This window comes from Actinomadura fulvescens, assembly GCF_039533225.1.
In the GTDB taxonomy this organism is placed as follows: domain Bacteria; phylum Actinomycetota; class Actinomycetes; order Streptosporangiales; family Streptosporangiaceae; genus Spirillospora; species Spirillospora fulvescens.
On sequence record NZ_BAAATD010000014.1, the window covers coordinates 234,238 to 251,269 of the forward strand.

Sequence of the window (17,032 nt, forward strand, 5' to 3'; positions counted from 1 at the left end):
TCAGGCCGCCGACGAGTGGTCTTCGAGCAGCCCGGTGAGACGCCGGACCGTTCCAGCGCCGAACAGCTCCGCGACCGACACCGAAACCTCGTGCGTCTCCTGCAGAGCCGTGACGAACTCGACAGCGGTCAGCGAGTCGCCGCCGAGTTCCATGAAGTCGTCACCGACACTGACTCGTGGACGGCCGAGCACGTCCGCCATTCGGGAGGCGAGCTCCTCCTCCAAGGGCGTGGCCGGAGGCTCGTAGCGCGACACACTGGACGATCCGGCCAGCTTCTCACGCAACCAGGCGTCATCGACACCGCCCGCAGGCAGCCCTGCGACCGCCACGACCACCGGACTCACCTCATGTCCCAGGCCATCGGCCACCGCCCAGAGGTCCTCCCGGATCTCGATCGCGGACGAGACCTCCGCCGGCACGACGACGGCGACCACCTCCGAGCCGTCCTCGCCCATGGACACCACGTCGAACTCCGCCACACCGACGTGGTCCGCCAAGGCCCGGGTGATCGCCGCCGACAGATCTGCCTGACTCACATGACCTCCTGAGCCGCCCACGAAAGCGGCACCATCCTCAATTTCCCCGTCAGTCAATTCGTTACCCAGCGGGAGCAATCAAGTACAGTAAGTCAGAAGATTGTTGGTAAACCACACTGCGCGCCCATCCGATGGATTCAGCCCCTTTGCGCGCAGATCAGAACTCACGTAACAGGCTCGGGTGCTGCTGTCGTGGGCCGGTGCGGTACGTGGGTGCGTGCGAGGGTGGCGACGGACAAGGCGCTCAGTATGGTCGCCACGATCAGGGCTGCCCGCATCCCCTCGGTCATGGCAACGCCTAACCGCGGGCCGGCTGGAAGAGTTCGACCACGTTCCCGGATGGATCTTGCAGCAGGATCTGCTGCCCGCCGGGGCCTACGACGATGTCGTTGCGGAAGGGCACACCCGCGGCGCGCAGCCGCTCCACGTCGGCGGCGATGTCGCTCACCAGGAGATGGATGCGGTTCCATCCGCCCGGGACGGGCACGGCACCGTCGGGCATCGGCCTGCCCGCCGAGCTGGCCGACCCGCTCAGCAGCAGCCGCAGCCTGCCGCGTACGACGTCGGCGAACGCCGGTGCCGCGCTCGTTCTCAGCGTGAACCCCAGATGCTCGGTGTAGAAGCCGATCGCGGCGTCGACGTCGTCGACGATGTACCGGACGCTGACCAGGTCCGCAAGGTCTTCGGTCATTGCTGGTTCTCCTCCGCACGTTCGATCACATGAAGCAGGAACTGGATGCGCGTGGTCAGTTCGTCGGCGGTGCGGACGAACGCCGGGTAGCTGAGCTCGTCGGCCGCCGCCGAGGCCGCCGGGTCGGGAATGCTCCAGTGCGCCACCGCCGGCGCCCCCGAAAACTCCGGGCACACCTCCCGTACGCGATCACAAAGGCTGATCACGTGGTCGAACCGCCGCTCGGTGAACTCACTCAGATGCTTGGAACGAGCGTCGCCGATGTCGATGCCACGCTCGCGCATCACCCGCACCGCGTTGGGATGCAGGGCCTTGGGGCGGCTGCCGGCGCTGGCGACCTCGACCCTCCCGCCGCCCAGCCGTTCCAAGATCGCCTCGGCCATCTGGGACCGGGAGCTGTTGCCCGTACACAGGAACAGCACCCGGGCCGGCCGCCGGCCCGCGCCGTCCGGCGGCGTCGTCGGCGCGGCCGGGACCAGCCGCAGGCCGGGGTGCAGCGCGGCGCCGGCCACGGCCAGGTGGTCTCGGCACGCGGCCAGATCGAGGCTGTAGTAGGTGTCGCGTTTGTCGGCCGAGCTGCGCCGCATCGACACCAGCCCGGCCTCGCGCAACTGGCCCAGATGGTAGGACGTCAGGCTCTGCCGCTGGCCCAGCAAGGCCGTCAGCTCACGGACCTGCCGATCGCTGCGCGCCAGCTCGCTCAGCAGCTGCCACCGCACCGGATGCCCGGTCAGGCGCAGGACAGAGGGCGGTGAGATCGACGCTGCGTCAGCGGAAGGAGAGGAAGCCACAGCCGAACAATAAATCAAACCAGTTAGATGCATCAAGCTGGTTTGTTGGATTCCCTAGTGGGACACCGCGCGGGGGGTTTCCTATGCCGGAATCAGGCCGAGCTGTTTCATCTGTGCGAGGACGTCGACGATTCCCCAGGTCTCAGCGATCCGGCCGTCCGTGAAGCGGACGATCATGATCTCTCTGTAGGTGATGGATCTGCCGGTCGGCGGGACGCCCATGTACTCGCCCTGGTGGGTCCCGGTGACGGTGTTCCGGAAGACGACCTTGTCGCCTTCGGCGATCACGTCCTCGACCTCGATGTGAAGGTCGGGGAACGCGCGCAGGAGCATCGCGCCCACCTGTTTGAGCGCTTCGGCCCCCGTCGCCTCGATCGGCAACGGCGTGCGGATCAGCACGTCCGGCTCGACGACCTCGTCGACCGCCTTCCGGAAGACCTCCAGGTCACCACTGCTCTGGGCGTCGTGCAGCCGGCTGAACGCCGCCTTGTTGCGTGCTATCTGATCTGTTGACATGTCGCTCTCTCCTCCGGGTCGGGTCACTTCTGCGGAACGGGCATGGGATCTTCGCGAGCCGACGGGTCTCAGAAGCCGATGGCTTCGCGGAGCAGCAGGACGGTGCCGCGCCCGGGATGGGGTTCGGCGTTGAGGATGAGGACGCGGTTGAGCGCACTGGGCTGCCCGTAGGCCTTCATGGCGCGCTCGTTCTCCAGCGGGAGGCAGTGGTCTTCGATGCGGCGCAGGGCGGTGCTCAGGTCGGGTACCACCTTCTGCGCTCCGACGATCCAGATCGCGCGGGCCGCGGCGCCGGAGTACCCGGCCAGCTGGCTTCCGCTCGCCGAGGCGGCCACGAGGGATCCGGTCTCGGTGACCGCGGCGACGCTGCCCACGATGACGTCGGGGCAGGCGATCATCCGCCAGATCTCGGCCGATTGGGTGGCGCGGTCCATGGTCCTGCTGCGTGCCTTGACGGACCGGTACCGCTCGCTGCCGTTGATGTCCTCGTCGATGCCGGACAGGCGGAGGGTCTCGCTGGCCCCGGTGAACACGCTGGCGCCTTCGGGTATCAGCTCTTGGACGCGGGTACGCGCGGCGGCGGCGTCATCGAGGATCTCGACGGTGAACCCGTGTGCGGTCAGCGCGTCGGCCGCCCGTTCAAGGGCCGGGCCGGCGAACGGTGTTGAGGTGGTCATGATGTCTGTGAGCTTTCTGGTCGCTGGATGATGCGTTCGTCTCAGCAGTCCGACAAGCCAGCCCTCCGGAATGTCAGGCGACACAGCGGCCTGACGTTCCGGAGGGCTGCGTTGTCGTACCAGTGAGGCGGCTACGACCAAGGGAGACCCCGACCCCATGACCACCCGATCCGAGCCGGGAAACGGCCGGCCCGACCCCGGCCTGGACGCGATCATGAGCGAGCGGCGCCAGCTGATCAATCTCGCGTACCGGCTGCTCGGCTCCCTGGCCGAGGCCGAGGACGCCGTCCAGGAGACCTACACGCGCTGGTACGCCATGTCCCGGCGGCAGCAGGACGCGATCGAGTCTCCCGGCGCCTGGCTGACGACGGTCGCCAGCCGCATCTGCCTCAACGTGCTCAGCTCGGCCCGGGCCCGGCGAGAGACCTACGTGGGCGAGTGGATCCCCGAGCCGCTACCCGAACACGGCGAGTGGAGCGCCGGCCGGCCGGGCGGTGCGAGCGGCGACCCGGCCGACCGGGTCACCCTGGACGAGTCGGTCAACCTGGCGTTCCTGGTCGTGCTCGAATCGATGACCCCGGCCGAGCGCGTCGCGTTCATCCTGCACGACGTCTTCTGCCACTCCTTCGCCGAAGTGGCCGAGATCGTCGGCCGTACACCGGCCGCGTGCCGCCAGCTGGCCTCCTCAGCCCGCCGCCGCGTCCGGGCCGCACAGCCGTCCGCGCCTTCCGCGACCCCGGCGGCCCACCGCGCCGGCATCGTCAGGGACTTCAAGCGGGCCTGGGAAGCCAAGGACATCGACGCCCTCATCGGCCTGCTCGACCCCGACGCCACGGCGGTCGCCGACGGCGGCGGCCTGGCCACGACCTTCCCGCACCCCATCGAAGGCGGCGAGCAGATCGCGCACGCCTGGCTCGAAATCGCCCACCGCAGGCCCGCCGACATGACGTTCCTGGAATGTACGGTCAACGGCCAGCCCGGCCTGGTGGCCCAGCAGGACGGCGTCACCGTGACGGTATTCGCGTTCGAGATCGCCGGCGACCGAATCACCCACATCTGGGTAGTACGCAACCCCGAGAAACTCCGTCACTGGACAACGGGCTCTTTGCGATCAGACGCACACTGACGTCAGTCGCGCCGGGAGCCGGGAGCCGGGAGCCGGGAGCCGGGAGCCGGGGCGCCGGGGCGCCGGGGAGGCTGCGCGGGTGGCGGAAAGTGCCTATACGTGCGCCTGAAGCGGGCGGCGTAAGTGAAGATCGTCGAAAATGCCAAGAATGTCGCGCCATCGCGTCCAAGTATTGCGCTGGCAAATGAACGGTAATTGAGACGTGGAGTTCGGGTCTAAGTAATCTCTCGTGGTGCGCTTCCGGAGAGATCCGGGTCAAGTGCGATGCATCTTCAATGCCCGCTTTAGGCCTACCCCCCGGAGAAGTCATTGGGCGTGTTCGAACCCTGGGACCGGCGGACCCTGCTGACGACCCTGAGCCTCGCTTTCGCCGCCGTTCCGCTGGCCGCGCGGACGGCGGCAGCGGAAGGCGACGACGCCCTGCCCGCGTCCACGCGAAAGTCCTTGGAGGCGTTCGCCGACACCGTTCGCCCAGGGGCGGCGAAGGCCGGGGCGGTGACGCTGATGAGCATGCCGGTCCTGGGCATCGCCGACAAGCTGCCCCACATCGCCCAGGAGCTGGATCGTGCGGCGGCACGGTACGCGTCCTCAAATCGGCTGGCCGCGGACGGCTTCGCGGGCCTGCCGCCTCGTCACCGGACCGCGCTCGTCGAACGGCTCGACAAAGCGCCCGACCGGCTCACCTGGGGCGGCCTGGCGATGCTCAGCGCCATCGCGCACGAGTACGGCACGTCGAAGGACGAAGGCCCGCAGCGTCCCGCGCAGTGGAATCCCTCCGGAAAGGCCATCGCCCCCCTCCATCCCGCGACCACACCCGAAGGGAACCCCGCGTGAGCGCCCTTGAGACAGCCGACGTCGTCGTGGTCGGCAGCGGATTCGGCGGGGCCATCCCGGCCTACCACCTCGCCGTAGGCGGCGCCAAGGTCGTCGTGCTGGAGCGCGGACCGCGCCTGGGCGCGGCAGATCTGGCCAAGGAGCCCCCGGCCACACGCTGGCTGAAGATGGTCGACATCGTCGTGGGCGACGGCATGACCGTCCTGGCGGGCAACTGCGTGGGCGGCGGGAGCATGCACTACTTCGGCGTCTCCCTGCGTGCCCCGACGTTCGCGTTCCAGCGCGTGGGCGGCGCCGGGCGGCCGCTGTGGCCCCGGGCGATCACCCGCGAGACGCTCGACCCCTGGTACGCGCGGGCGGAGCGGGCGCTGCCGGTCACCCGGCTCACCTGGTCGGACGTGTCCGTCCACGGCGGCGTCTTCGCCGGGGCGTGCGCCAAGGCCGGGCGTACGTGCAATCCGACCCCGCTCGCCGTGGACGTCGAACGCTGCGTCGACTGCGGGTGGATGTTCTCGGGCTGCGCCTATTCGGCGAAGCGTTCGATGATGCTCAACTACCTTCCGGCCGCCGAGGCGCACGGCGCTCAAGTTCGCGACCTGCACGAGGTGCAGACCATCGCCCCGGCGCGTACGTCCGGCTACCGCTACCGGCTGGAATACCGCAAGCTCAGCGCCCTGGGTTACCTTCCGGCCGGAACGGGCGCGATCGAGGCCAAGGTCGTGGTCGTCGCGGCCGGGACCGTCGCCACTCCCGTGCTCCTGCGCCGCTCCGCCGACCTTCTGGGCGGCGTTCCTGAGGCGGTGGGCCGCCATTTCTCCGGCAACGGCGACCATTTCATGCACTTTCACATGAACCAGGGCCGCATCGCCGCGACACTCGGGCTCGATCTGCCCGGCACGGACAAGCCGTTCGACGGTTTCCGCATCGGCAAGAGCATCACGACAATGGCCATCGACCGGCTGACCGCCGGGCGCAAGGAGTTCGACCGCGGCAGCTTCCAGGACTGCTATCTGCCGATCGTGTCCAACCTGCTCGTCGGCCTGCCCATTCCACTCGTGGGAACGGCGCTGTTCCCGAGGGCCGAGAAGCATCCCGCCGCCGTCCCGTCACTGCTGACCACTTTGGGAATGGCGGAGGACGACAACGAGGGCGTGTTCGGGGCGCCACCGGTGGCGGGCGCGTTCACCCGGGTGCTGCCGGGCCTCGGCCTGAGCGGTCTGCGCTACCGGGCCAACGCCAACACCCGGGCGTCCCTCGCCGCCTCGATGCGCGAGCAGCGGGCGATCCTGGAACGCGACGGCCTCGGCGTGGCGCTTCCCCTCGGTGAGCTCACCGGCCCGGGCGTGACCGCGCACCCGCTCTCCTCCTGCCGCGTCGGCGACGACCCCGCCACCTCGGCCCTCGACGACCGCCACGAACTGCGCGGCCATCCGGGCATCTTCGTCACCGACGGGTCGTCGGTCCCGGGCGCGCTCTGCGTCAACCCGAGCCTCACGATCGCCGCCCTGGCCGAACGCGCGACCCCGCACATCGTCAAGCGGCTCGCGGCCACCGCGCCCGTCACCTACCGCGGCACCCTGCCAGGCCGCTCCCCCGCCCCCGCCCGCCACTGACCCGCTGGCGGCGGCTCACCCTGCTGCGCGCCGCGGCGCACTTCGGGTGAACGGGGCGCGCTCGATTCCTTCCTCGTGGTTCGGCTGTCTCCATGACCGGGAGAGATCTTCTCTCCCCGGCATGGACGCCGACGAAGAGGACCGGAACCGATGAAAGCAAGCCTCTACCTGCCCACCGGCCTGGCGCACGAGTTCGCCGGCGTCGCCGATCCCGTCGACGCGTTCGACACCGTCGTCGAGCTGGCCCGCGCGGCGGACGAGAGCGGCTACGAGACCATCTGGGCGGCCGACCACTTCGTGCCGCTGTCGGGTACGCCCGCGCCGGTCTTCGAGGTCTGGACGACGCTGGCGGCGCTGGCCCGCGAGACCCGCCGCGTCCGCGTCGGCCAGATGGTCACCGGCGTCAGCTACCGTAACCCCGCCCTCCAGGCCAAGATGGCCTCCACGCTGGACGTGCTGTCGCAGGGGCGGTTCACGTTCGGCATCGGCGCCGGGTGGTTCGAGCCCGAGTACGTGGCGTACGGCTACGAGTTTCCCGGAACGAAGGAGCGCCTGGGCCGCCTGCGGGAGGCCGTGCAGATCATCCGGTCGATGTGGACCAAGCCGGAGACCACGTTCGAAGGCGAGTACTACCAGGTCCGCAACGCCGTCAACGAACCGAAGGGCGTCCAGGCACCGCACCCGCCGATGCTGATCGCCGGCGCCGGGGAGAAGGTCACCCTGAAGATCGTCGCCGAGTTCGGTGACGCCTGCAATTTCCAGACCTCGCCGGAGGAGTTCCGGCGCCTGGACGGCGTGCTGCGCCGCCACTGCGAGGCGGTCGGGCGGCCCCACGAAGAGATCACACGGACGTCGACCGGATACTGCATCATCGCCGACACCGACGAGGAGGCCCGCGCGCAGATCCCGCCGTGGGCGCCGCACGTCTTCCCCGGCGACCTGGCCTCGTACGGCCTGATCGGCACCGTCGACACCATCCGCGAACGGCTCGCGGCCTACGAGGACGCGGGGGTCGACGAGCTGCTGATCGGATTCCACGACTCCCTCGACCCGAACCTCGTGCGCCGCTTCGCGTCCGAGTTCCTCTACCCGGCCGCCGACGGCTCGCACGAGTTCAGGCGGTGAACGGCGTGCCAGCGGTGAAGCTTGGCTACAAGGCCTCCAGCGAACAGTTCGGTCCCGACGAGCTCCTCGGCTACGGCCTGATGGCCGAACGGTACGGCTTCGACTCGGTCTTCCTGTCCGACCATCTCCAGCCGTGGCGGCACGACGGCGGCCACGCCCCAGCCGTACTGCCGATGCTGGGAGCCCTAGGCGCACGTACGGAACGGATAGTCATCGGGACCTCCGTGCTCACCCCGACGTTCCGCTACCACCCAGCCGTCGTCGCCCAGGCGTTCGCCACCCTGGGCAGTCTTTTCCCTGGACGCGTCGTCCTGGGGCTAGGCAGCGGCGAGGCGATGAACGAGGCGCCGCTGGGCATCGCCTGGCCCAACGGCAAGGAACGCTTGGCCCGCCTACGCGAAGCCGTGGACCTCATACGGGCGCTGTGGCGGGACGAGCGCGTGACGTTCGAGGGCGACTACTACCGCACGGTCAACGCGACCATCTACGACCGCCCCGAGAAGGAGGTGCCGATCTGGCTGGCCGCGTCAGGCCCGGCGGCGACCCGCTTCGCCGGACGTACGGGCGACGGCTGGATCACCACGTCCGGCAAGGACGCGGCGCTCTACACCGACGTTCTGCTGCCCGCCGTCGCCACCGGCGCCGCGGCGGCCGGACGGGCGCCGGAGCGGCTGGAAAAGATGATCGAGGTGAAGGTGTCGTTCGACCCCGACCGTGACCGGGCGCTGGCGGCCACCCGGTTCTGGGCCGCGCTCGGGCTCGGCGCCGACCAGAAGGCCGGAATCGAGGACCCGGTCGAACTGCAGCGGCTCGCCGACCGGCTCCCGCTGGAGGACGCCGCCCGGCGGTTCATCGTCTCCACGGACCCGGACGAGCACGTCCAACAGATCAAGTCGTACGTGGACCTCGGCTTCAACCATCTCGTCTTCCACTCACCGGGGCCCGACCAGGCCCAGTTCTTCGAGCTGTACGGGCGGGAAATCCTGCCCCGGCTCCGCGATTCGTTTTCGCCGCACGGACGGTCTTCATGGGTGTGACTGAGACAGACGAGTTCGCCGGCCTCGTGGAACCGTTCCGCCGCGAGCTCTTGGCGCACTGCTACCGCATGATGGGCACGTTCGACGAGGCCGAGGACCTGGTGCAGGAGACCTTCCTGCGAGCCTGGCGGTCCTACGGCGGGTTCGAGGGGCGCTCGTCCCTGCGCGTCTGGCTGTACAAGATCGCCACGAACGCGTGCCTGAACGCGCGCGAACGACGCAGCCGCCGGCCGCTGCCCTCGGGCCTCGGACCGCCGGCCGACGACCCGGATCTGCCCCCGAAGGCCGCCGGCGAGGTGGTCTGGCTGCAGCCGATCCCGGACACAGTGGTCACGTCCGGGCTCGGCGACCCGGCCGCCATCGTCACGGCCCGCGAGAGGCTCCGGCTCACCCTGATAGCCAGCCTGCAACATCTGTCGCCGCGCCAGCGGGCCGTCTACATCCTGCGAGAGGCGCTGGAATTCCCGGCCTCCGACGTGGCCGAGATGATGGGCACCTCGGTGGCGGCGGTCAAGAGCATGCTCCAGCGGGCCCGCGCAAGCATGGCGCAGGTGACCGACACGGCGGAGCAGGTCGTGGAGCCCGACGAACCGAAGGCGCGCGTTCTCCTGGACAACTACATGAGCGCGTTCGAGAACTCCGACCTGGACGCCCTGGAGCGCGCGCTTCGCAAGGACGCCGCGTTGGAGATGGTCGGCTACACCACGTGGTTCTCCGGCGTGGAAACCTGCCTGCGCTACCTCGCGCAAGTCATCGGCCCACCCGGCACGTGGCGGATGGCGCCGACGTCCGCGAACGGACAGCCCGCCGCCGCGGTCTACCGACGTGGAGACGACGGCTATCACGCGTTCGGCGTCGCCGTCCTGACCGCGACGAACGAGGGCATCAGCAGGATCGTCCTCTTCTCCGACCCGTCCCTGCTCCCAAGATTCGGCCTGCCGCCGACCCCTACTCATTCGACAAGATCACGCGAAGTCTATTAGGCTGCGGCGCATGTCCAGCCCCGAGGCGTCAAGACGCTAGCCACCGGTCGCCCGGTGGCTCCCCGGTGACGTTGCCTCAACGCTCCGCCCGTCGAAGCGGAAGTACAAGCGACCACCGCCCTCATCGCCACCGGATCGCCGTGGCTAGGGCCGAAGCACCACGCCCAACCCACACCGCCCGTCACGAACGCAGATCTGCACGAACCCCGGGTCCGCGCGAGCACCGCTCCTCGTGAACGCCGGTCTGCGCAAGCAACGGGCCGCGCGAGCGCCGGTCTGCGTGAACGGCGGTCTGCGCGAACGCTGCGCTGGTGAACGCTGGGTCGCGCGAACGCCGGTCTGCGTGAACGCTGCTCTGCGCGGACGCCAGGGCTGCGTGAACGCTGGGTCTGCGTGAACGCCGGGTCTGCGTGCCCGCTGTTCGTCGTGAACGCTGCTCCGCGTGAACGCCGGTCTGCGTGAACGCCGCTCTGCGTGGACGCTGGGTCTGCGTGGACGCTGGGTCTGCGTGAACGCCGGGTCTGCGTGCCCGCTGTTCGTCGTGAACGCTGCTCCGCGTGGACGCCGGTCTGCGTGGACGCCGGTCTGCGTGGACGCCGGTCTGCGTGGACGCCGGTCTGCGCGGACGCTGGGTCTGCGTGAACGCTGGGTCTGCGTGAACGCTGCTCCGCGTGAACGCTGCTCCGCGTGAACGCCGGTCCGCGTGAACGCCGGTCTGCGTGAACGCCGCTCTGCGCGGACGCCAGGTCTGCGTGAACGCCAGGTCTGCGTGAACGCCGGGTCTGTGCGAACGCCGGGTCTGCGTGCCCGCTGTTCGTCGTGAACGCTGCTCCGCGTGAACGCCGCTCTGCGTGAACGCTGGGTCTGCGTGAACGCTGGGTCTGCGTGAACGCTGCTCCGCGTGAACGCTGCTCCGCGTGAACGCCAGGTCTGCGTGAACGGCGGTCTGCGTGAACGCTGCGCTGGTGAATGCCGGTCTGCGTGAACGCGGGTCTGGGCGTCGTGTCTCTCGGGCCGTGATCCTCGTTCCTGAACGCCGCTGCGACTTCGCGACCGCCGCTGCCATCACTCACCTTCACGCGTCGCGGAGTTCGCTGTGCCCTTCGTTCTTTATCTGCTCGCCTTGGCGGTCTTCGCTCAAGGCACCTCGGAGTTCATGTTGGCCGGGCTGGTCCCGGACATCGCCGCCGACCTGGGCGTCTCCATCCCCGCAGCCGGTGCGCTGACCTCGGCTTTCGCCGTGGGGATGGTCATCGGGGCGCCGACGATGGCGGTCCTGAGCCTGCGCTGGCCCCGGCGCCGTGCCCTGCTGGTCTTCCTGCTCACGTTCCTGGTCGTGCACGCCGTCGCCGCGGTCACCAGCAGCTTTCCGGTGCTGGTGGCCACTCGGGTCATCGGTGCGCTGGCGAACGCGGGGTTCCTGGCGGTGGCCTTGGCCGCCGCGGCGGCCATCGCCGGGCCCAGTGCCAAAGGCCGCGCCACCTCGATCCTCATCGGCGGCGTCACTCTCGCCTGTGTGGCGGGTGTCCCCGCCGGTGCCCTGCTCGGCCGGATGTGGGGCTGGCGCGCCGCGTTCTGGGCCGTCGTCCTGATCTCCATCCCGGCCGTCATCGCGATCGCGCGTTCGATCCCTGGTACGACCTCCCCGGCGCCCGTCCCGCCCCGCGCGCGTCAGGAGCTGCGGACGCTTCGCAGTCCGCGCTTGGCGGCGACGTTGCTGGCGACGGCCCTGCTCAACGGCGCCACGTTCTGCACGTTCACCTACCTGGCGTCCGTGGTGACCGAGGTCGCCGGATTCCGGGCGGGCTGGGTGCCGGTCATGCTGGCGCTGTTCGGGCTGGGGTCGTTCGCCGGGATCACGCTCAGCGGCCGGCTCGCCGACACCCGGCCCGTTCCGCTGCTGCTGATCGGCGGCACCCTTCTGCTCCTCGGGTGGGCGGTGTTCGGGCTGGCGGCCGGGAACGCGGCGGCGACGGTCGTGCTCGTCCTCGTTCAGGGAACGTTGTCGTTCGCCGTCGGGTCGACGCTGATCACCCAGGTGCTGTACGCGGCGAGCGGCGCGCCGGCGCTGGGCGGCGCGTTCGCCACGACCGCGCTGAACGTGGGCGCCGCGATCGGCCCCTGGCTGGGCGGTCTCGCCATCGGCGCGGGCTCGGACTACCGCTTGCCGCTGTGGGTCAGCGCCTGCCTGGTAGCCCTTGCCCTGGCCGTCACAGCCTCCAGCGCCCTACGCCGAGCGGCGGAGCCACAGTGAGACGTACACCAGAGCGATCACCTCGATGAGAGGCCAACGACCCCTGCGAGGGCCTGGCCGAACGGGACAACATTGCTGTTCACCACATCCGGGCGCTGATCGACCTCAACCGGCCTGGCCAGCCGCAGCCCGAATGGGTCCAGGTCATGAGCAAGATCCGCCGCACGTCCTCGGAAACGGGTCCGCTCGGTTCGGACGGAGGCCGACCGGAAGAGGACCAGCCCAACGGGATGGTCCGGCCGGACCTCGGCGACCATGCGGACGGCGCGGTTGCGCAGCTCAAGGGGATAATGGGACAAACCTGCCATGGCTCGATCCCTCAGGGAATCGAGCCTCCATCCGAGCCGGGCGCTTCAAAGTCCTCACAGGCACAGCGCTTGTCGGAGGCATACAAGCTGCGTCGGCGGTCTGCCCACTGCTGAGCAACGTCGGCCGCGCGTACCTTCCAGTCCTGGGGGTCATGTTGCGCGGCGCGCTCCCACGATTGTGCGTTCGCGGCCACGAAGGCGGTCAGTGGCTCGCCGTCGTCCCACGCAGGGAAGCTTTGCCCCCATGCCACGGCTGACTCGATGGTGTGCCCAGCAGCCATCAGACGGAAGGCCAGCATCGCCAGTTCAGCCCATGGGGCGCCCTTGCAGGCCCAGGCCCAATCGACCAGGTAAGCGCGTTCGGGGGTGATGAGTACGTTCTCGGCATGTAGGTCCGTGTGAAGCAGGTTGTCCCCGGCGATGGCCTCCAGGCCGCCGTACTGTCGTTCAACGCCCTTGGTCACCTGCTGGGGTAGCGGTACCTGCTGGAGTTGGCTCAGAGTTGTTCTGAGGAGATCCAGGTCTGCCGAGCCGGGTGTGTAGTCGGCGTGGCGGCCCTCCACATAATCAAGGCCCAGAATGATCCAGTTCTCTGTCTCGACTCGCCAGAGGAGCGCGGGAGAGATCCCGGCAACGTGCGGGGTGACGTTGGCTTCGTTGCGTAGGGCGCGGGCGAAGATCCCGCCGTTGGCTCCCTTGATGAACACCGGACCTGTTTCGGTGTCGAGGGTGGCCGTGATGTCGGATCGGTCACCGCCCGCCGGACGGCTGTCCAAGACTCGTCCCGTGTGCTCCTGGACTCGGGTCCGAACAGCCTCCGGCAGGTCGGCCCATTCGGTTCGGTCAGTCGTCGTCCGAGTCATGGCAGGGATGATTGCACGTGTTCATGCACGTGGGTGCCTCCGGCCATAGCTCCTCATCCACGGGGTAGCCGGTCCGCTGAAGCGCTTCCTTGGTGCGCGTGAGCGCACGACCCGATCGGATGTCGTCGTTCATGATTGGGAGGTGATGGATGAAGCGTCCGGCTACGCGGTTGCAGAACTCTGCGTATGCCTTGGTGTGAAGGATGAAGGCGTGCCATCCCGGATCGGTGGCGTTGGAAGGTGCCAGCTTGGCGCCGGGGTTCTGGGCACAGGCGGCCAGAAACACCAGAGTCTGACCGATGATCCGCTTCGCCATTTCGCGGTCGTGCCCCTCGTCTTTCATGACACGCTCGGTGAGCTTCTCGAACAAGTCAGCGCTGATCAGGTCACGGGGATCTGCTGACATCGGCTCCTCCTCAGAGCCTCGGGGCGCAACTGATTGCCGCGCCTGAACCTCCGGGCGGACGGGTCGCGGAGTGTCGTTGGGGACGAACTGACCCTGCATGCCCGGAGGAGTCTCTACGGCGGTGAATGCTCTGGTGCATCAGCGCACTGGGGACAGCCAGCTATCACATGCTCGGCAGCGTCCAACAGCCGTTCCACCACGTCACCTGGAAGCCCCTCGGAAGCGTCGTCCAGGTCAGCAAGGTTGTGGTCGGCATAGGCGTGGATCAGCTCAACCGTGCCCCTGAGCATCCCGTGGCGTAGCAGGGCCTCCTCATAGGCCGCCTACGTCTCCAAGTACCAAAAGGTCACCCGCTTCTACGCCGAGACTGTGGTCGACCAGATGCTGGTGTGGCTGTACTACCCGGTCCGCTGGTGGTGGTGGTGTCGAGACGGCGGCGCGGGCGCAGGTGGCGAGCACCCGGCTCCCGAGCCCGCCTCCAGGAAGCTGCCGCAGGTGCGGCGCGAACACCTTCGCCGGCCAGGTCGGGCCTGCTGGCGGTGCGCCGGATCGGCCTGCGAGGCGTTCGCAGCTGAGCTTGGTGAATTCGCCGGCTGGGCAGCGTTGTGATCATGGATGGGGTGGTGTGGCGGTGGTCGGTGCGTACGACTTCAGGCTGCCGGCGATCGCCGCGATGATCGCCGTCAGGGCGCTGAAGATGAGCGCCAGCCCTGCGGCGGCGTCGTCGGTCTGGTCGAAGCCGAAGAGGAACTTGAGCTGGGCGCTGAGGGTGGTGCCGTGCAGCAGCGGCGCCATGAAGATCGTCGCCAGTACGTAAAGCGCGCAGAGCGCGCACAGTGTCCACGCGCCGGAAATCCTGCGGGCGAACGTGAACCCCGCTGCGGCCGACGTCGCCCCGGCCGCGATGACGCCGCCGAGCACGTTCACCAACACCCCGCTGGTCCAGCGACCGTTCGGCCCGCTGGCGTGGACGACGTTGTAGAGCGCGAAAAAGACGAGGACGACGGCGATGAGCAGCGCCAGGATGCTGGCGATCACCGCCGCCGTGGCGTTCGCCCTCGGTCTAGGGGGCTGTGGGCGTGGGCTGAACTGGCCGGGGCCGCGGGGTTGGGGCGGCGGGCTTGGCACGGCCAACGGCGGCGGCACGGCGCTCTCGACCGCGGTGGCGCCGGCCGCCAGGAGACCATCGGCGTCTCCCGGTGCCGTGCCGAGACCAAGCAGGGCGAGCAGAACGTGGGTTGCGGTCGGCCTGTGGGCGGGTTCCTTGGCCAGGCATGCGGTGACCAGCCCGGCCAAGGGCTGGGGAAGCGCGCTGGTGTCGGGGTTGACATGCAGGATGCGATGCATCACCGCGGGTACGGTGTCGGCTCCGAAAGGGGAACGGCCGGTCGCGGCGAAGAGGATGGTGGCTCCCCAGGCGAACATGTCGGTCCATGTGCCGGGCTCCTGGCCGCTCACTTGTTCGGGCGCCATGTAGGCGGGAGTTCCGACGACCTGGCTCGTCATGGTGGAGGTGCCGTCAAGAGCCTTGGCGATGCCGAAGTCGATGACTCGCGGACCGTCCTCGCTCATCAGCACGTTCGGTGGCTTGAAGTCGCGGTGCACGACTCCGGCCTGGTGGATCGCGGCCAGCGCGGTGGCGGTGCCGATGGCCAGCCGCTGCAAAGCCGCACCTGTCCGTGGCCCTTCGTCGCGAACGAGCTCGTACAAAGACGGGCCGGGCACGAACTCGCTGACGATGTAGGGCTGATCGCCCTGGATGTCGGCCTCCAGCACCCGGGCGGTGCAGAACTCGGCGACCCTCTCCGCGAATCCCAGCTCACGCACGAACCGCTCACGCGCCTTCGGATCACGTGCGACCTGAGTGCGCAGCAGCTTGACGGCCACCTCCCCGCCGTCCGGCCCGCGCCCGGCGTACACGACGCCCTGGCCCCCCTCCCCGAGACGGCCGGTCAGCTCGTACCGTCCCAGTCGTTCGGGATCGTCGGGTTCCAATGAGGCAGCCATAGTTGTCTATTTGACCATGCCGAAGCCCTCGCCGAGCAGAGATCATCCACACTCGCGGCGGCCGGTCAGCATACGTCGGCCTGGCTGGGCGGCCACGACCGAGCGGGCTCGGACTGCCCGCGAACAGGAGGTCGTCCGCTCAGCACGTGGGCGTGGCAGTGTTGCGCGTGGAGACGTTCCCCAGTGTGCCGTTGCCGTTGCGGCGCACGTGGCGTCTCGGGATGCGGCTTGGTGGCTGCAGATTGGGCTCCACGTACGGGTATCGCCCGGGGCTAGGCTTTGGGGCCGTGGGTGGCGAAGAATTCTTCGGCTGTCATGCCGTAGATCAAGTTGTCGTGATATCGGCCGGCAAAGAAGTCGTGACGGCGCAGGCGGCCCTCCAGGGTGGCGCCGACGGCGAGCATGGCCGCTTGTGAGGCCTCGTTGAAGTCGTGCACATAGGCCTGCGCCTTTTGGTAGCGGCGTTCGCCGAACATGTAGCCGAGTACGAGAATTCCGGCTTCCCAGGCGTATCCCTTGCGTTGGTGCTCTGAAGCGACCGCCAGCCCCAGATAAAAGCGCCCGGACACCGGGTCGGCCTGGCTTGTATTGATGCAGCCGACCATGCCGCCGTGCCGTCGATCGGTGATGGCTAGGAGGAAGTTGTCGTCCAAGGGGTCCTTTGCCGATTCCTGCTTCAGCCATTCTTGGCAGTTCTGGGGTGAACGCGGCGCGGTGACACGCTCCCAGGCGCGCTGATAAGAGGACGAGGATTCGAGGGCGAGGACGACTTCCCAGTCGCCCGGCTCCACGCGGCGCAGAACGGTGCTCTCGCCTCTCCAGACGGGGCGCGACAGCGTGTGCGGCGGGTGTTCGTGGTCGGCCATGTCAAACCGCAGATTCTGTGAGTGCTGAACACCGACAGGCGGCTCCTGGCCGCCTGTCGGTGTATGAGAGAGTTCAGAACTCGCCGGCGCGGACTCCCTCGCGGAAGGCGGTCCACTCCTCGGGGGTGAAACGGAGCGCGGGCAGGTCCGGGTTCTTGGAATCCCGAAGTGCCATGGCGCCTTCGCCGATTTCGGCGACTTCGACGCAGATCATCAGACTGCGGCTGCTCTTGCGCCATTGGGCGCTGCTGATATCCCGATCGTACAGTTCCTTCTTTTCCATGCTTCACTCCTAAGTATGCGCATGGCCTTGCAGGAGGATGCCCTGGCTAAAAGATCACTAACCCTTCGACAACGGGAAGTCTGGGTGCGCTTATATAAATGGCAGAAAAGGGCAT

At 68.6% G+C, this 17,032-nt stretch carries 17 protein-coding genes; 7 read left to right on the forward strand and 10 right to left on the reverse strand.

Annotated features, from left to right (window positions below; all coding sequences use genetic code 11):
- The 5 genes from ABD333_RS39055 to ABD333_RS39075 all read right to left on the reverse strand — a co-directional run bounded on the left by ABD333_RS39055 (position 1) and on the right by ABD333_RS39075 (position 3,212).
- Positions 1-537, reverse strand: coding sequence for a phosphopantetheine-binding protein (locus tag ABD333_RS39055; protein ID WP_344547653.1), 537 nt, complete (start codon positions 535-537; stop codon positions 1-3).
- A gap of 298 nt (positions 538-835) precedes the next feature.
- Positions 836-1,228, reverse strand: coding sequence for a VOC family protein (locus ABD333_RS39060; protein WP_344547654.1), 393 nt, complete (start codon positions 1,226-1,228; stop codon positions 836-838).
- Entirely contained in the window at positions 1,225-2,019 is a 795-nt protein-coding gene (locus ABD333_RS39065; protein ID WP_344547655.1) for an arsenate reductase/protein-tyrosine-phosphatase family protein, read from the reverse strand. Before ABD333_RS39065 ends, ABD333_RS39060 begins: the two co-directional genes overlap by 4 nt.
- 81 nt (positions 2,020-2,100) lie before the next feature.
- Positions 2,101-2,535: an ester cyclase gene (locus ABD333_RS39070; protein ID WP_344547656.1), complete on the reverse strand. Its 435-nt coding sequence runs from the start codon at positions 2,533-2,535 to the stop codon at positions 2,101-2,103.
- 68 nt (positions 2,536-2,603) lie between these two features.
- A complete protein-coding gene (locus ABD333_RS39075; RefSeq protein ID WP_344547657.1) occupies positions 2,604-3,212 on the reverse strand; it encodes an LUD domain-containing protein in 609 nt (202 codons plus the stop codon).
- A gap of 157 nt (positions 3,213-3,369) precedes the next feature.
- Between ABD333_RS39075 and sigJ the strand changes: the two genes are divergently transcribed.
- From sigJ to ABD333_RS39110, 7 genes are all read left to right on the forward strand, one after another.
- Entirely contained in the window at positions 3,370-4,338 is a 969-nt protein-coding gene (gene sigJ, locus ABD333_RS39080; protein WP_344547658.1) for an RNA polymerase sigma factor SigJ, read from the forward strand.
- Between the two features lie 315 nt (positions 4,339-4,653).
- The gene (locus ABD333_RS39085) at positions 4,654-5,172 is read left to right on the forward strand and encodes a DUF5987 family protein (protein ID WP_344547659.1); all 519 of its coding nucleotides are present in this window, start codon (positions 4,654-4,656) and stop codon (positions 5,170-5,172) included.
- The gene (locus ABD333_RS39090; RefSeq protein WP_344547660.1) at positions 5,169-6,785 is read left to right on the forward strand and encodes a GMC family oxidoreductase N-terminal domain-containing protein; all 1,617 of its coding nucleotides are present in this window, start codon (positions 5,169-5,171) and stop codon (positions 6,783-6,785) included. Before ABD333_RS39085 ends, ABD333_RS39090 begins: the two co-directional genes overlap by 4 nt.
- A gap of 150 nt (positions 6,786-6,935) precedes the next feature.
- Complete coding sequence (locus ABD333_RS39095) at positions 6,936-7,910, forward strand: LLM class F420-dependent oxidoreductase (RefSeq protein ID WP_344547661.1); 975 nt, start codon at positions 6,936-6,938, stop codon at positions 7,908-7,910.
- Between the two features lie 5 nt (positions 7,911-7,915).
- Entirely contained in the window at positions 7,916-8,947 is a 1,032-nt protein-coding gene (gene fgd / locus ABD333_RS39100; protein ID WP_344547662.1) for a glucose-6-phosphate dehydrogenase (coenzyme-F420), read from the forward strand.
- Positions 8,938-9,930 carry a sigma-70 family RNA polymerase sigma factor gene (locus tag ABD333_RS39105; protein ID WP_344547663.1) on the forward strand — a complete coding sequence of 331 codons (993 nt, stop codon included), beginning with the start codon at positions 8,938-8,940 and terminating at the stop codon, positions 9,928-9,930. Before fgd ends, ABD333_RS39105 begins: the two co-directional genes overlap by 10 nt.
- 1,096 nt (positions 9,931-11,026) lie before the next feature.
- On the forward strand, positions 11,027-12,184 hold the full coding sequence (locus tag ABD333_RS39110; RefSeq protein ID WP_344547664.1) for a Cmx/CmrA family chloramphenicol efflux MFS transporter: 1,158 nt from the start codon (positions 11,027-11,029) through the stop codon (positions 12,182-12,184).
- Between the two features lie 319 nt (positions 12,185-12,503).
- Here ABD333_RS39110 and ABD333_RS39115 read toward each other — a convergent pair whose 3' ends face one another.
- The 5 genes from ABD333_RS39115 to ABD333_RS39135 all read right to left on the reverse strand — a co-directional run bounded on the left by ABD333_RS39115 (position 12,504) and on the right by ABD333_RS39135 (position 16,917).
- Entirely contained in the window at positions 12,504-13,268 is a 765-nt protein-coding gene (locus tag ABD333_RS39115) for a phosphotransferase (RefSeq protein ID WP_344547665.1), read from the reverse strand.
- A 67-nt stretch (positions 13,269-13,335) separates the two neighbouring features.
- Complete coding sequence (locus ABD333_RS39120; RefSeq protein ID WP_344547666.1) at positions 13,336-13,761, reverse strand: glycine-rich domain-containing protein; 426 nt, start codon at positions 13,759-13,761, stop codon at positions 13,336-13,338.
- Between the two features lie 609 nt (positions 13,762-14,370).
- The gene (locus ABD333_RS39125) at positions 14,371-15,768 is read right to left on the reverse strand and encodes a serine/threonine-protein kinase (protein WP_344547667.1); all 1,398 of its coding nucleotides are present in this window, start codon (positions 15,766-15,768) and stop codon (positions 14,371-14,373) included.
- A 272-nt stretch (positions 15,769-16,040) separates the two neighbouring features.
- Complete coding sequence (locus ABD333_RS39130; protein WP_344547668.1) at positions 16,041-16,634, reverse strand: GNAT family N-acetyltransferase; 594 nt, start codon at positions 16,632-16,634, stop codon at positions 16,041-16,043.
- Positions 16,635-16,707: 73 nt separating this feature from the next.
- Positions 16,708-16,917: a DUF397 domain-containing protein gene (locus tag ABD333_RS39135; protein ID WP_344547669.1), complete on the reverse strand. Its 210-nt coding sequence runs from the start codon at positions 16,915-16,917 to the stop codon at positions 16,708-16,710.
- Positions 16,918-17,032: the final 115 nt, after the last annotated feature.

Bases quoted from the DNA above. Each gene is read 5' to 3' on its own strand.
- ABD333_RS39060 (WP_344547654.1), bottom strand. From the start codon at position 1,228: ATGACCGAAGACCTTGCGGACCTGGTCAGCGTCCGGTACATCGTCGAC.
- ABD333_RS39070 (WP_344547656.1), bottom strand. From the start codon at position 2,535: ATGTCAACAGATCAGATAGCACGCAACAAGGCGGCGTTCAGCCGGCTG.
- ABD333_RS39075 (WP_344547657.1), bottom strand. From the start codon at position 3,212: ATGACCACCTCAACACCGTTCGCCGGCCCGGCCCTTGAACGGGCGGCC.
- sigJ (WP_344547658.1), top strand. From the start codon at position 3,370: ATGACCACCCGATCCGAGCCGGGAAACGGCCGGCCCGACCCCGGCCTG.
- ABD333_RS39095 (WP_344547661.1), top strand. From the start codon at position 6,936: ATGAAAGCAAGCCTCTACCTGCCCACCGGCCTGGCGCACGAGTTCGCC.
- ABD333_RS39105 (WP_344547663.1), top strand. From the start codon at position 8,938: ATGGGTGTGACTGAGACAGACGAGTTCGCCGGCCTCGTGGAACCGTTC.
- ABD333_RS39120 (WP_344547666.1), bottom strand. From the start codon at position 13,761: ATGTCAGCAGATCCCCGTGACCTGATCAGCGCTGACTTGTTCGAGAAG.
- ABD333_RS39125 (WP_344547667.1), bottom strand. From the start codon at position 15,768: ATGGCTGCCTCATTGGAACCCGACGATCCCGAACGACTGGGACGGTAC.
- ABD333_RS39130 (WP_344547668.1), bottom strand. From the start codon at position 16,634: ATGGCCGACCACGAACACCCGCCGCACACGCTGTCGCGCCCCGTCTGG.
- ABD333_RS39135 (WP_344547669.1), bottom strand. From the start codon at position 16,917: ATGGAAAAGAAGGAACTGTACGATCGGGATATCAGCAGCGCCCAATGG.